At 71.7% G+C, this 13,487-nt stretch carries 12 protein-coding genes; 7 read left to right on the top strand and 5 right to left on the bottom strand.

The genetic code is table 11. The annotated features are described in order from the left end of the window. Window positions 1-21: 21 nt before the first annotated feature. Complete coding sequence (locus ACZ7L0_RS39465) at window positions 22-1,416, top strand: cation:dicarboxylate symporter family transporter (protein ID WP_471247404.1); 1,395 nt, start codon at window positions 22-24, stop codon at window positions 1,414-1,416. 121 nt (window positions 1,417-1,537) lie between these two features. Here ACZ7L0_RS39465 and ACZ7L0_RS39460 read toward each other — a convergent pair whose 3' ends face one another. After that, window positions 1,538-2,155, bottom strand: coding sequence for a TetR/AcrR family transcriptional regulator (locus ACZ7L0_RS39460; RefSeq protein ID WP_471247403.1), 618 nt, complete (start codon window positions 2,153-2,155; stop codon window positions 1,538-1,540). Between the two features lie 125 nt (window positions 2,156-2,280). Here ACZ7L0_RS39460 and ACZ7L0_RS39455 point away from each other — a divergent pair, with 125 nt between their 5' ends. Together ACZ7L0_RS39455 and ACZ7L0_RS39450 are read left to right on the top strand one after the other, a co-directional pair. Continuing rightward, window positions 2,281-3,957, top strand: a complete 1,677-nt coding sequence (locus ACZ7L0_RS39455) for an MFS transporter (RefSeq protein ID WP_471247402.1) — start codon at window positions 2,281-2,283, stop codon at window positions 3,955-3,957. Window positions 3,958-4,058: 101 nt separating this feature from the next. Then, a complete protein-coding gene (locus ACZ7L0_RS39450; protein WP_471247401.1) occupies window positions 4,059-4,823 on the top strand; it encodes a DUF2127 domain-containing protein in 765 nt (254 codons plus the stop codon). Here the strand turns inward: ACZ7L0_RS39450 and ACZ7L0_RS39445 are convergent. After that, window positions 4,820-5,746 (bottom strand): NAD-dependent epimerase/dehydratase family protein, encoded by a 927-nt coding sequence (locus ACZ7L0_RS39445; RefSeq protein ID WP_471247400.1) that lies wholly within the window; start codon window positions 5,744-5,746, stop codon window positions 4,820-4,822. The two genes, ACZ7L0_RS39450 and ACZ7L0_RS39445, sit on opposite strands and share 4 nt — an antisense overlap. A gap of 46 nt (window positions 5,747-5,792) precedes the next feature. Between ACZ7L0_RS39445 and ACZ7L0_RS39440 the strand changes: the two genes are divergently transcribed. From ACZ7L0_RS39440 to ACZ7L0_RS39425, 4 genes are all read left to right on the top strand, one after another. After that, window positions 5,793-6,308: an Lrp/AsnC family transcriptional regulator gene (locus ACZ7L0_RS39440; protein ID WP_471247399.1), complete on the top strand. Its 516-nt coding sequence runs from the start codon at window positions 5,793-5,795 to the stop codon at window positions 6,306-6,308. A 42-nt stretch (window positions 6,309-6,350) separates the two neighbouring features. Next, entirely contained in the window at window positions 6,351-6,779 is a 429-nt protein-coding gene (locus ACZ7L0_RS39435; RefSeq protein ID WP_471247398.1) for a MerR family transcriptional regulator, read from the top strand. Beyond that, complete coding sequence (gene trxA, locus ACZ7L0_RS39430) at window positions 6,776-7,108, top strand: thioredoxin (RefSeq protein WP_471247397.1); 333 nt, start codon at window positions 6,776-6,778, stop codon at window positions 7,106-7,108. The genes ACZ7L0_RS39435 and trxA overlap by 4 nt, the downstream gene beginning before the upstream one ends. A 170-nt stretch (window positions 7,109-7,278) precedes the next feature. Further along, window positions 7,279-9,513, top strand: a complete 2,235-nt coding sequence (locus ACZ7L0_RS39425; RefSeq protein WP_471247396.1) for a HelD family protein — start codon at window positions 7,279-7,281, stop codon at window positions 9,511-9,513. 12 nt (window positions 9,514-9,525) lie between these two features. Here ACZ7L0_RS39425 and glgB read toward each other — a convergent pair whose 3' ends face one another. The 3 genes from glgB to ACZ7L0_RS39410 form a co-directional block, all read right to left on the bottom strand. Continuing rightward, window positions 9,526-11,874 (bottom strand): 1,4-alpha-glucan branching enzyme, encoded by a 2,349-nt coding sequence (glgB, locus tag ACZ7L0_RS39420; RefSeq protein ID WP_471247395.1) that lies wholly within the window; start codon window positions 11,872-11,874, stop codon window positions 9,526-9,528. A gap of 22 nt (window positions 11,875-11,896) precedes the next feature. After that, window positions 11,897-13,288, bottom strand: a complete 1,392-nt coding sequence (locus ACZ7L0_RS39415; protein ID WP_471247394.1) for a maltokinase N-terminal cap-like domain-containing protein — start codon at window positions 13,286-13,288, stop codon at window positions 11,897-11,899. An 86-nt stretch (window positions 13,289-13,374) separates the two neighbouring features. Further along, window positions 13,375-13,487: alpha-glucosidase C-terminal domain-containing protein (locus ACZ7L0_RS39410; protein ID WP_471247477.1), on the bottom strand; the 113-nt coding region annotated here is incomplete at its 5' end.

Genomic DNA, 13,487 nt, shown 5'->3' with positions numbered 1-13,487 from the left:
AAGACGTCAAGGAGGGCAGCCGTGGCCGCCAGCACTCCCGATACGGCACCTGCCGCACCCGCCGCGAAGCGGGACCGTACTCACTACCTGTACATCGCCGTGATCGTCGCGGTGGCGCTCGGTATCGCGGTCGGTCTGATCTGGCCCGATGCAGGGGTCGAGCTCAAGCCACTGGGTACGGGCTTTGTGAACCTGATCAAGATGATGATCTCGCCGATCATCTTCTGCACGATCGTGCTCGGCATCGGTTCGGTCCGGAAGGCCGCCAAGGTCGGTGCCGTCGGCGGTATCGCGCTCGGCTACTTCCTGGTGATGTCTCTGGTCGCGCTGGGCATCGGCCTCGTGGTCGGCAACATCCTGCACCCCGGCGACGGGCTGCACCTCACCAACGCGCTCAAGGCGACCGGGCACGAGCAGGTGTCCGCCGACGCGCTGCCGCCGGTCGACTTCGTGCTGTCGATCATCCCGATGTCCTTCGTCTCCGCCTTCACCCAGGGCCAGGTGCTGCAGACCCTGCTGGTCGCGCTGCTCGCCGGGTTCGCGCTGCAGGCGATGGGGCCGGTCGGCCAGCCCATCCTGCGTGGTGTCGAGCACATCCAGCGGCTCGTCTTCCGCATCCTCTCCATGGTGATGTGGGCCGCCCCGATCGGTGCCTTCGGCGCCATCGCCGCGGTGGTCGGCTCGGCCGGTCTGGACGCCCTGAAGAGCCTCGCCGTGCTGATGCTCGGGTTCTACGTGACCTGCTTCCTGTTCGTCTTCGTGGTGCTCGGCGCGCTGCTGCGGGCCATCACCGGTCTGAACATCTTCTCGCTGTTCAAGTACCTGGGCCGGGAGTTCCTGCTGATCCTGTCCACCTCCTCCTCGGAGTCCGCGCTGCCGCGCCTGATCGCGAAGATGGAGCACCTGGGCGTCAGCAAGCCGGTGGTCGGCATCACCGTCCCGACCGGCTACTCCTTCAACCTCGACGGCACCATGATCTACATGACCATGGCCTCGCTGTACATCGCGGACGCGCTGGGCACGCCGATGTCCGTCGGCGAGCAGATCCCGCTGCTGCTGTTCCTGCTGCTCGCCTCCAAGGGCGCGGCGGGCGTCAGCGGCGCCGGTCTGGCGACGCTCGCCGGTGGCCTGCAGTCGCACAAGCCCGCGCTGGTCGACGGCGTCGGCCTGATCGTCGGCATCGACCGCTTCATGAGCGAGGCCCGCGCCCTGACGAACTTCGCGGGCAACGCCGTCGCCACCGTCCTGATCGGCACCTGGACCAAGGAGATCGACCGGGACCGGGTCAAGCGGGTCCTCGCCGGTGAGCTGCCGTTCGACGAGACGACCCTGCTGGACGAGGGCCGGACCGCCGCTCCGGCGGACGGGGTGCCCGCTCCGCGCGAGGACGGCGAGAAGGAACTGGCCAAGGCCTGACCGTCGCCGCCTGAGCGCCCCCTACCCCGGGCGCCCGGCCCCGCCTGAACCCGGGCCGGGCGCCCGGACCACCGTCTCCGGGCGGCTGAGACTCCCCCCGTAAGCTCAGCCGCCCGGTCCTCTACTCGCTCAGCTCGGCCACCAGCGCGGTGGCCGCCGAGGCGGGCACGCCCGCCGCGGTCAGGACACTGACCGCGGCGGAGCTGCCCGCCTCTTCCGCTGTCACCAGGCCGTCGTTGACCGCCTCCATCACCGCGAACAGCATCTGCTCGTGCACATGCGCCAGGGCCGGCGCCGGCAGCGGTGAGCTGAAGGTGCCCTCGTCCATACCGCGCTGCAGCAGTTCGGCGCAGGCCTGGCGGACCGGGGCCAGGCGGTCCCGGATGCCCTGCACGGTGACCGTGCGCTGGGCCAGCGCGACCAGCAGGCGGTACCGGTCGGCGATCTCCCAGAGGGCGAGCACCGACCGGGCCAGTGCCTCGGCCGGGTCGCCGACCCCCTCGCGGCCCGCCGCGTGCGCCGCCGCCAATGAATCCACCGCGCCGTCGACGAGCGTGCTGATCAGCGCCTCACGGTTCGGGAAGTGCCCGTACACCGTCCGCCGCACGACTCCCGCGGCGCGCGCGATCTGATCCATCGAGGCATCGGGGTCGCGCAGCAGCTCGGCGAGGGCGACGTCGAGGATGCGGCGCCGGTTGGCGTCGGCGCGGCTGGTGCTACCCATGGTCATGGCCCTCATTCTGCACTCCCCTCGGCCACCGCACTCCCGTCGACTTGCACAGTGTTGTGCAACGACGTACATTGCGCATCGTTGTGCAATTGCACTGAGCTGTGCAAGTACGTTGAGGAAGGCGACCCCTGCGCATGCGACTCGTCATGAACGAACCGGTCGAAAGGATGGACCGCCCCTACGCCCGGCGCTGGTGGGCGCTCCTGGTGCTCTGCCTGAGCCTGCTGATCATCGTGATGGCCAACACCGCCCTCACGGTCGCGGCGCCGGACATGACCGAGGACCTCGGCCTGTCCAGCGCCGACCTCCAGTGGGTGATCGACGGCTACACCGTTCCGTACGCCGCGCTGATGCTGCTGCTCGGCGCGATCGGCGACAAGTACAGCCGCAGGGGCGCGCTCGTCCTCGGGCTCGTGGTGTTCGCCGGCGGTGCCGTCTCCGGCTACTTCGCGGACAGCGCCACGGCGGTCATCGCGGCCCGCGCCGTGATGGGCGTCGGCGCCGCCCTCATCATGCCCGCCACCCTCTCGCTGCTCGCCGCGACCTTCCCGCGCGCAGAGCGGGCCAAGGCCATCACCCTGTGGACGGCGACCGCCGGGCTCGCCATCGCCGCCGGTCCGGTGGTCGCGGGCGCGCTGCTGAAGGACCACGGCTGGTCCTCGACGTTCCTGATCAACGTGCCCGTCGCCGCCGTCGCGATCGTCGGCGCCTTCGTCCTCGTACCGCCGTCCAGGGCCGATCACCACGACCGGATCGACTACGTCGGCGGGCTGCTGTCGGTGATCTGGATCGGCTCGCTGGTCTACATGATCATCGAGGGGCCGCACTTCGGCTGGGGCGTCAAGGCGGTGACGGCCGCGGTCGTCGCGGGCCTCGCCCTGCTGGGCTTCGTCGCCTGGGAGCTGCGCCACCCGCGCCCGGTCCTCGACGTACGCCGCTTCGCGCACCGCCGGTTCGCCGGCTCCAACCTCGCCGTGGCCCTGTTCTTCCTGGCCGTCTTCGGCGCCTTCTACTACCTCACCCAGCACCTGCAGTTCGTCCTCGGCTACGACGCCCTCGGCACCGGACTGCGCATGCTGCCGCTGGCCGGTGCCGTGTTCGCCGGCTCGGCGCTCACCGGCTTCCTCACCCCGCGCGTCGGCATGAAGTGGACGGTCTCCGCGGGCATGGTCGGCGGCACGACGGCGCTGGCGCTGCTGACCCGGGTCGACGCCGCCTCCTCGTACGGCGACTTCGTCGCGCCCCTGGTCATCCTCGGCCTGGCCATCGGCCTGGCGCTCTCGCCCTGCACGGACGCGATCATGGGCGCGTTCCCGGAGTCCGAGCTGGGCGTCGGCGGCGCGGTGAACGACACCTCTCTGGAGCTCGGCGGCTCGCTCGGCATCGCGATCCTCGGCTCGCTGCTGTCCACCTCGTACGCCGACCACCTCACCGACGCCACCGCCGGCGGCAAGCTCCCGGCGAGCGCCCTGGACACCGCCCAGGACTCGGTCGGTGCCGGGTACGCGGTCGCGCAGGGCATAGGGGAGAAGGCCCAGCAGGTCGCGGCGCGTGCCGCGCAGACCGACGACCCGCAGCAGGCCGCCCAGTTGAAGCAGCAGGCGGCCGAACTCTCCTCCGGCGCACGGCAGATGGCCGACGCGGTCGGATCCTCCTTCTCCGACGCCGTGGCCCACACCAGCCTGGTCGGCGCGGTGGTCCTGGGCATCGGCACGGTCCTGGTGGCGGTGCTGCTGCCGCGCCGGGAGGCCGCCGCACGGGAGGAGCCGGCCGAGGAGGAGAAGGAGCTGGTGGACAGCGGGGCGCGCTGATCCGCGGCCCCTCACGCCGGTCTCTCACCCTCATCCACTAACGTGCCGTCTCCGGATCAACCGGAACGGCACGTTCGTATGCTCGCACGGAGGCACGGGGGATGAAGATCGACTGGGACCGGCGGACCTGCGCCCGCAAGGGCCATGTGACCTACGCGCCGGACGACCCGCGGCTGCGGGTGCGGCTGCACGCCCAGACCGCGCTGGGCGACGTCTGGCGCTGCCTGCGCTGCGGCGACTTCGCGCTCGGCGAGCCGCACGGCTCGGGACCGGCCGCCGACGCGCCGCTGGTGCCGCGCGGCAAGGTGCTGCGGGACCTGTTCGTCCTGCGCTTCCTGGCGATCGAGCGGGCCGTGCGCGGGGTGTTCATCGTGCTGGTCGCGGTGGCGGTGTGGAAGTTCAGCAACAGCCAGGACGCGGTACGGCGGCTGTTCAACGACTACCTGGACGCCTTGCGCCCGGTCTTCAAGCACTTCCACTACGACCTCGACCACTCACCCGTGGTCGGCTCCCTCCAGAAGGCCTTCGGCTACAAGCACTCCACACTGGTGCTGGTGGCCGCCCTGCTCCTGGCCTACGCGCTGATCGAACTCGTCGAGGCGGTCGGCCTCTGGTACGCCAAGCGCTGGGCGGAGTACCTCACGGTGGTCGCCACCGCCGCCTTCCTCCCGCTGGAGATCTACGAACTCACCGAGCACATCAGCTGGCTGAAGATCACCACCCTCGTCCTCAACATCCTCGCCGTCCTCTACATCGCCCTCACCAAGCGCCTGTTCGGCCTGCGCGGCGGCCGGAAGGCCTTCGACGAGGAGCGGCACAGCGCCTCACTGATGGAGGTGGAGGAATCGGCCGGAGTCGCGGTCTAGGGCTGCTCCCTCCCGAGGGTCTCGGCCACGGCCTTCGGGAGCCAGTCCCGTACGTCGCCGAAGGTGAAACCGAGCCGGGCCGCCCGGGAGTTGTCCATGCCGTAGGAGCGGGTGAAGGAGTACGGGGAGGTCTCGCCGTCGCCCTCGGCGGTGCGGTACACCGCCCGGCCGCCCGGCAGGTGCCCCGCCACCGCCGCGCCCAGCTCCTCGGTGCTCAGCAGACCGTGCGAGGCCGCGTTGACCGGCCCGGTGAAGTCCTCGCCCGCCGCCCAGAACAGGAAGTCGGCGATCTCCTCGACGTGGATGTACGTCGCCGGGTGGTTGACCGGCGGTACGACGATCGGTGTCGCGGTGCGGACGCGCTCGGCGTAGTGCGCCAGCCGCCCGGTGAAGTCGTCCTCCCCGCCCAGGACATGGGCCACCCGGACGGCCGCGTACGGGAAGTCCCCGCCGGCCGCGAGCACCGCCTCCGCCTGCCGCTTGCCCTCGCCGTAGTGGGCGTCCAGGAACTCCGGGTCCGACCAGGGGAGTCCGAGGTCGACCGGGACGGTGCCCGGGTCGACGGCGGTCTCCGGTACCGGCGTGGCGGAGTCCTGGTGCTCGTACACCTCGACCGTCGACGTCATCACGTAGCGGCGGGTGCGGCCCGCGAGGGCCCGGCGGGCGATCGCCGCCTGGCGGGGCGAGTAACAGACCTGGTCGACGACGACATCGAAGGTGCGGGAGCCGAGGGCCTCGGTCAGCGCCCTCTCGTCGTCCCGGTCGGCGACGAGGTGGACCACGCCCGGCGGTGGGGCCGAGGAGCCGCGGTTGAGCACCGTCACGCGGTCCCCGGCGGCCAGCAGCCGGGCGATCAGCCGCTTCCCGAAATAGCGGCTGCCGCCGATCACCAATACGTCTCGCACATCCCCAACGTCTCGCATGGACCATAATTTTCCCGGTGCACCCGCGAGGTCTGAAGGGGAAGACATGGGAGATCCGGTCACCACACCGAAAGAACCGCGGCAGCTGCGCGCCATCGCCCACGAAACACCGGTGGCCTTCGACGCGGTGGACCGGCAGATCCTGGAGCTGCTGCAGACCGACGGGCGGATCAAGCTGAGCGAGCTGGGGCGGCGGGTCAGTCTCAGCCCGGCGGCCGTGGCCGAGCGGGTGCGCCGGCTGGAGGCGGCGGGCGCGGTCGGCGGATACGGCGCCCGGGTCACCCCCGCCCGGCTCGGCTACGGCATCCAGGCCTTCGTCCGGGTGAACCCGCACGGCGGCTACACCCTGGGGCACCCCCGGACCCTGGAGCTGCTCGACCGCCCGGAGGTCACCGAGGCCCACCACGTGGTCGGCGAGGACTGCTGGATCCTCAAGGTCGCCGTCACCGACACCGTCCACCTGGAGGAGATCCTCGAACAGGCCTCGGCGCTGGGGCGTACGACGACATCGATCGTGCTGTCCTCCCCGGTGCGGCACAAGCCGCTGCTGCCGCCGGGATGAGGGGCTTGCGTTGACGTCGGCGTCAAGGCCTACGGTCGCGGTATGCGAATCGGCGAGCTGGCCGCACGCGCCGGGACCACCACGCGCACGCTGCGGTACTACGAGACGCGCGGGCTGCTGCCCGCGCGCCGCGACGACAACGGCCACCGCACCTACGACGAGCGCGACCTGCGGCTGCTCACGCAGATCCGGACGCTGCAGGACTTCGGGTTCGACCTGGAGGAGACGCGGCCGTTCGTGGAGTGCCTGCGGGCCGGGCACCCGGAGGGCGACTCCTGCCCGGCCTCGCTGGCGGTCTACCGGCGCAAGCTGGCCGAGCTCGACGGGCTCATCGGCGAGCTGACGGCGGTCCGGGAGACGGTGGCCGGGCAGTTGGCGCGGGCCGAACGGGCCATGGGTGAGCTGGCCGCCGAGGCGCTGGTTCCGGGGGGTCCGGAACCGGGGTGCGAACTGGGAGGGCCGAAGGAATGATCAAGGCGAGCGGTCTGGACGAGGTGACGGACGAGAATTTCGAGGCCGAGGTGATCGGCGCCGATCTCCCGGTGCTGGTGCAGTTCACGGCCGACTGGTGCGGGCCGTGCCGGCAGCTGGCGCCGGTGCTGAAGGACATCGCCTTCGAGGAGGGCGACCGGCTGAGGATCGTCCAGCTGGACGTGGACCACAATCCACGGACCACGATCGCGTACAACGTGCTGTCGACGCCGACCCTGATGGTCTTCCGCGGCGGTGAGCCGGTGAAGTCCATGGTGGGGGCGCGCCCGAAGCGCAGGCTCCTGGAGGAGCTGTCCGACGTGCTGTGACCTGGGTCCGGACCATGAAGAAATCCCCCGAGCAATTGCGCTCGGGGGATTTCTTTGCGTATATTCAATGGTTCGTGACTTCAACACGGTCGAGTCACGGAGAAGTTCAGTGAGCACAGTATATCCGGGCGGGAGCGGAATTGTCAAACACCGAATTTCCAGACGATGAATTGCGCCACGAACAGGAATTCATCGACGGACTGTACGCGCGTGTGGACGCCCTGCGCGGCGACACCGAGGCCTCCGTCACGGACGCCCTCGCCCAGGGCGACAAGCCCATGCAGGCCCGGCTCGAGCGGGACATCCTGGTCGCCGAGCGCTCGGGGCTGCTCGCCGCGCTGAACGCGGTGGACGGTTCGCTCTGCTTCGGCCGCATCGACCTCACCTCCGGCACCACCCACCACATCGGCCGGATCGGGCTGCGCGAGGAGGACGCCGAGCGCACCCCGGTCCTCGTCGACTGGCGGGCCGATGTCGCCCGCCCCTTCTACCTGGCCACCGGCCACACCCCGATGGACCTGCGCCGGCGCCGGCACATCGCCACCGACGGCCGCCGGGTCACCTCCCTGCACGACGAGATCCTCGACCTCGGCGACGCCACCCGCACCGGCCACGAGGACCCGACCGGCGACGCCGTGCTGCTGGCCGCGCTCAACTCCGCCCGCACCGGCCGCATGAGCGACATCGTGCAGACCATCCAGGCCGAACAGGACGAGATCATCCGGGCCCCGCACCGCGGGGTGCTGGTGGTCGAGGGCGGCCCCGGCACCGGCAAGACGGCCGTGGCCCTGCACCGGGCCGCCTATCTCCTCTACGAGCACCGGGAACTGCTGGCCAAGCGGGCCGTTCTCATCGTCGGCCCCAACCCCGCCTTCCTCGGGTACATCGGCGAGGTGCTGCCCTCCCTCGGCGAGACCGGGGTGCTGCTGGCGACGGTCGGCGAACTGTTCCCCGGCGTGAAGGCGACGGCCGCCGACACCCCCGAGGCGGCTGCCGTGAAGGGCCGCGCCGACATGGCCGACGTGCTCGCCGCCGTCGTACGCGACCGGCAGGCGCTGCCCGACCCGGTGATCGCCGTCGAGCACGACCGCGAGGTGCTGATGCTCGACGACGGCCTGGTGAACGTCGCCCGCGAGCGCACCCGGGCCGCCAAGCTGCCGCACAACGTGGCCCGCGAGCACTTCGAGGGCCACATCCTCAACACGCTCACCGAGCTGTACTCCGAGCGCGTGGGCACCGACCCCTATGACGGCGGCAGCCTGCTCGACGCCAGCGACATCACCCAGATCCGCGACGAACTCGCCGAGAACCGCGAAGTCTGGTCCGCCATCGACCGGCTGTGGCCCCGGCTGACCCCGCGCCGGCTGGTCGCCGACTTCCTCGCCGAACCCGACGGGTACCTGTCCGAGGCCGACGCCGACGCCGTCCGGCGCCCGGTGACCCGGGCCTGGACCGTGGCGGACGTACCCCTCCTCGACGAGGCGGCCGAACTCCTCGGCGAGGACGACCGGGTGGCCCGGGCCCGCGCCGAGCGGGAACGGGAGACGCAGATCGCCTACGCGCAGGGCGTGCTCGACGTGTCGTACGCCTCCCGGACGTACGAGTTCGAGGACAAGGAGGACGGCGACCCGGAGGGGTCCGAGGTGCTGTCCGCGCACGACATCATCGACGCCGAGCGGTTCGCCGAGCGGCACGAGGAGGAGGACTTCCGCAGCGCCGCCGAGCGCGCCGCGGCCGACCGGACCTGGGCGTTCGGGCACATCATCGTCGACGAGGCGCAGGAGCTGTCGCCGATGGCGTGGCGGCTGCTGATGCGGCGCAGCCCGACCCGCTCGATGACGCTGGTCGGCGACCCGGCGCAGACCGCGGAGGCGGCGGGCGTCGGCTCCTGGTCCCAGATCCTCCAGCCCTACGTCGAGGACCGCTACGAGCACACCCGCCTCGGCGTCAACTACCGCACCCCGTCCGAGATCATGGACGTGGCGGCGGCCGTGGTCCGCGCCGAGAACCCGGACTTCGACCCGCCGAGCTCGGTCCGCTCGACCGGCGTACGGCCCTGGGCCCGCCGCGCGTACGACGACCTGCCGGGCGCGGTCGCCGAGGCGGTCACCGAACTGACCCCCGCCGAAGGCCGGTTGGCGGTGATCGCCCCACGCGAGCTGCACCGCCGGCTGGCCGCCCGACTGGACGGCGTCACAGCGGGCACCGAACCCGACCTCACCCACACGGTCGTCCTCCTCGACCCGCGCCAGTCCAAGGGCCTCGAATTCGACTCCGTACTCGTCGTCGAGCCTGCCCGCTATGGCACCAGCGACCTGTACGTGGCCCTGACCCGGGCGACGCAGCGGCTCGGCGTGGTGCACACCGAGGAGCTGCCGAAGCCGCTCGCCGAGGCGCTGACGTAAGGGCCGGGAGACCTACGCGGGCCGGAGCCACACGGTCGCCAGCGGTGGCAGGGTCAGCCGGATGCTCGCCGGGTGGCCGTGCCACGGGGTGGCCTCCGGTTTGAGTGGGTCGGGGTTGGTGATGTCGCTGCCGCCGTAGCGGGCGGCGTCGGTGTTGAGGACCTCGTGCCAGGCGGGGATGTCGTCGGGGACGCCGAGGCGGTAGTCGTGGCGGACGACGGGGGAGAAGTGGGAGACCGCCAGCAGGGGGCTGCCCTCGGCGTCGTACCGGAGGAAGGCCAGTACGTTGTCCTCGGCGGCGTCCCCGACGATCCACTGGAAGCCGGACGGGTCGGTGTCGCGCTGCCACAGGGCCGGGGTGTGGCGGTACACCGTGTTGAGGTCGCGGAGCAGGTCGCGGACGCCACGGTGGTCGGCCTCGGCGCCGTAGGCGGGGTCGAGCAGCCACCAGTCGGGGCCGTGGGCCTCCGACCACTCGGCTCCCTGGGCGAACTCCTGGCCCATGAAGAGCAGTTGCTTGCCGGGGTGGGACCACATGAAGCCCAGGTAGGAGCGGTGGTTGGCGCGCTGCTGCCACCAGTCGCCGGGCATCTTCGAGACGAGGGAGCGCTTGCCGTGCACCACCTCGTCGTGGGAGATCGGCAGGACGTAGTTCTCGCTGTAGGCGTACACCATCGAGAAGGTCATCTCGCCGTGGTGGTACCTGCGGTGGACCGGCTCGTGGCTCATGTACTCCAGCGAGTCGTGCATCCAGCCCATGTTCCACTTCAGCCCGAAGCCCAGGCCGCCGAAGCCGCTCGGCCCCTTGTGGTGCGTGGGGCGGGTGACGCCGTCCCAGGCGGTCGACTCCTCGGCCACGGTCACCACGCCCGGGCAGCGCCGGTACAGGGTGGCGTTCATCTCCTGGAGGAAGGCCACCGCGTCCAGGTTCTCCCGGCCGCCGTGCTCGTTCGGCGTCCACTGTCCCGGCTCGCGCGAGTAGTCGAGGTAGAGCATGGAGGCGACGGCGTCCACCCGCAGGCCGTCGATGTGGAACTCCTCGCACCAGTACACGGCGTTGGCGACCAGGAAGTTGCGCACCTCGCGGCGGCCGAAGTCGAACTCCAGCGTGCCCCAGTCGGGGTGGGCGGCGCGCAGCGGGTCGGAGTGCTCGTACAGCGGGCGGCCGTCGAACTCGGCCAGCGCCCAGTCGTCGCGCGGGAAGTGGGCGGGCACCCAGTCCATCAGCACGCCGATCCCGGCCTGGTGCAGCGCGTCCACCAGGTACTTGAAGTCGTCGGGGGTGCCCAGACGGGCCGTGGGCGCGTAGAAGCCGGTGACCTGGTAGCCCCAGGAGCCGCCGAAGGGGTGCTCGGCGACCGGCATCAGCTCGACGTGGGTGAAGCCCAGGTCCTTGACGTACGCGGGGAGCTGTTCGGCGAGCTCGCGGTAGGTGAGGCCCGGGCGCCAGGAGGGCAGGTGGATCTCGTACACCGAGAACGGCGCCTCGTGCACCGGTGTGTCCGCGCGGTGGGCCAGCCAGTCCGCGTCGCCCCACTCGTGGTGCGAGGCCGTCACCACGGACGAGGTGGCGGGCGGGACCTCGGTGCGCCGGGCCAGCGGGTCCGCGCGCAGGGTGCGGGAGCCGTCCGGGCGGGTGATCTCGAACTTGTACAGCTCGCCCTCGCCGAGCTCCGGCACGAACAGTTCCCACACGCCGGAGGAGCCGAGCGAGCGCATCGGGTGCCCGGTGCCGTCCCAGAAGTTGAAGCTCCCCGCCACGCGCACGCCCCGCGCGTTCGGCGCCCACACCGCGAAGCGGGTGCCGGTCACGCCCTGGTGGGTCGTCGGGTGCGCGCCGAGCACCTGCCACAGCTGCTCGTGCCGGCCCTCGCCGAGCAGGTGCAGGTCCAGCTCGCCGAGCGTGGGCAGGAAGCGGTAGGCGTCCTCGGTCTCGTGGACGTTCCCGTCGTACGCCACCAGCAGCCGGTAGTCCGGGACCTCGCGCAGCGGCAGCAGCCCGGAGAAGAAGCCGTCGCCGTCGTCGTGCAGTGCGGCCCGCAGCTCGCCGGAGACGACGGTGACGGCCCGCGCGTACGGGCGGAAGGCCCGGAAGGCGATCCCGCCGGGGACCGGGTGGGCGCCGAGGACGCCGTGCGGGGCGTGATGGGTGCCGTTCAGCAGCCGCTCCCGGTCGCCGGCGTCGACGGCGGGGGAGACGGCGATCTCGGCGTCCGGGGCGGGCGCGGGCTCGGGGATCTTGATGACCGGGGTGGCCGGAGCGGCCTGGGTGGCCGCCTCGGCCGTCTTCTTGGCCGACTTGTTCTTGCCGGACTTCTTGGCGGACTTGGACTTGTCGGGCGCTGGCTTCTTGGACGTCACGGACGCGTCTCCCGGGCGAGGGTCAGGTCAGGTCGGACGTGGCGAGGCGGTGGACCGCCGAGAGGGGTACGGCGAGCCAGTCGGGGCGGTGCCGGGCCTCGTAGACGACCTCGTAGATCGCCTTGTCGGTCTCGTAGGCGCGCAGCAGCACCGGGTCGGTGCGCGGGTCCTGGCCGGCGACCTCGGCGTAACCGGAGCAGTAGGCGGCCCGGCAGGTCGTCGCCCAGTCCGGCGCCGGCGGGCTGACGGAGTGGGCCGCGTAGTCGAAGGAGCGGAGCATCCCCGCGATGTCCCGCACCGCCGGCTGCGGCATGCGCCGCTCGGCCAGGGGCCTGGCCGGTTCGCCCTCGAAGTCGATCAACGACCACTGGCCGGACGGCGAGCGCAGGCACTGGCCGAGGTGCAGGTCGCCGTGGACACGCTGGGCGGTCCAGGTGCGGCCCTCGGCGGCCAGGTCGGCCAGCGCCTCGAAGGCGGAGCGCAGCCCCTTCTCGTACGGAACGAGCGCGGGCACCGCCTGCACGGCCGCCGTCAGCCGCTCGGCCATGCCGTCCACCAGGACCCGCAGATGGCTGTGGCCCAGCGTGGCGGTGGGCAGCGCGCGGGCGAGCGCGGTGTGCACCTCCGCCGTGGCCCGGCCGAGCGCCCGGGCCTCGGCGGCGAAGTCCTCGCCCTTGGCCAGCTCGCGCAGCGCCAGCTCCCAGCCGTCCGTGGCGCCCCGCACGAACGGCTGGAGGACGCCCAGCACGTACGAGCCGCCGTCCAGCTCGGCGTGCAGCCAGGCCGTCGGCGCGGGCACCCGGGCGCAGCCCTCGCGGGCCAGGGCCTGGGGTATCTCCAGGTCGGGGTTGACGCCGGGCACGACCCGGCGCAGGAGCTTCAGAATGAACGTATCTCCGTAGACCACGGAGGTGTTGGACTGCTCGGCGGTCATCAGCCGGGCCACGAGTCCGTCGCGGATCTCCTGGCGCGGGTCGCGGTCGAAACGGAGCCCGCCGATGCGGGCCCGGGAGCGCAGCGCCTCCAGGAACACCTCGGCGGGCCGGGTGTCGTACAGGGCGTCGTACACCGTGCGTCCGGCGAGCGGCCCTTCCTCCACGTGTCCGATCAGCGCGGGCGCGAGCCGGGGCGGCAGCGCCTCGCGCACGCCTATCAGCAGCTGGTAGCAGTCGCCGGGGTGCACGGCGGAGCCCGGCGCGGGCGGCTGGTGGGCGTCCACGAGCAGGTGGTACAGGCCGAGCTTGCCGTCGGCCGGCAGCAGCTCGGTGGCCGCTACCGGTGTGAAGCCGGTGACCGGGCGTCCTTTGCCCGCGAACCAGCGCTGCCTCGGCAGCCACTCGCGCAGCAGTGGGTCGAGCGACGCGAGGATCTGGCCGGGACTGGTGGTGCCGGAAGGGGTGACCGTTTCCGCCATGGCGTCACGTCCTTTCCCCGGGTCGTCGGGGTGGTTACCTTTGCGTGCCCCGGGTGGGGCGGGGGAAACCGCCCCACCCCGGGCTTCTATGCGCCTTCCTTGCGGAGCCGGAACCAGTAGAAGCCGTGGCCCGCGAGGGTGAGGAGGTAGGGCAGTTCGCCGATGGCGGGGAAGCGGACTCCGCCGATGAGTTCGACGG

It is taken from the genome of Streptomyces sp. NPDC039424, assembly GCF_055639495.1.
This window is presented reverse-complemented; position numbering and strand designations above follow the sequence as displayed.

Bases quoted from the DNA above. Each gene is read 5' to 3' on its own strand.
- ACZ7L0_RS39450 (WP_471247401.1), top strand. From the start codon at position 4,059: ATGAAGATCGACTGGGACCGGCGGACCTGCGCCCGCAAGGGCCATGTG.
- trxA (WP_471247397.1), top strand. From the start codon at position 6,776: ATGATCAAGGCGAGCGGTCTGGACGAGGTGACGGACGAGAATTTCGAG.
- ACZ7L0_RS39435 (WP_471247398.1), top strand. From the start codon at position 6,351: ATGCGAATCGGCGAGCTGGCCGCACGCGCCGGGACCACCACGCGCACG.
- ACZ7L0_RS39440 (WP_471247399.1), top strand. From the start codon at position 5,793: ATGGGAGATCCGGTCACCACACCGAAAGAACCGCGGCAGCTGCGCGCC.
- ACZ7L0_RS39415 (WP_471247394.1), bottom strand. From the start codon at position 13,288: ATGGCGGAAACGGTCACCCCTTCCGGCACCACCAGTCCCGGCCAGATC.
- ACZ7L0_RS39445 (WP_471247400.1), bottom strand. From the start codon at position 5,746: ATGCGAGACGTTGGGGATGTGCGAGACGTATTGGTGATCGGCGGCAGC.
- ACZ7L0_RS39455 (WP_471247402.1), top strand. From the start codon at position 2,281: ATGCGACTCGTCATGAACGAACCGGTCGAAAGGATGGACCGCCCCTAC.
- ACZ7L0_RS39460 (WP_471247403.1), bottom strand. From the start codon at position 2,155: ATGAGGGCCATGACCATGGGTAGCACCAGCCGCGCCGACGCCAACCGG.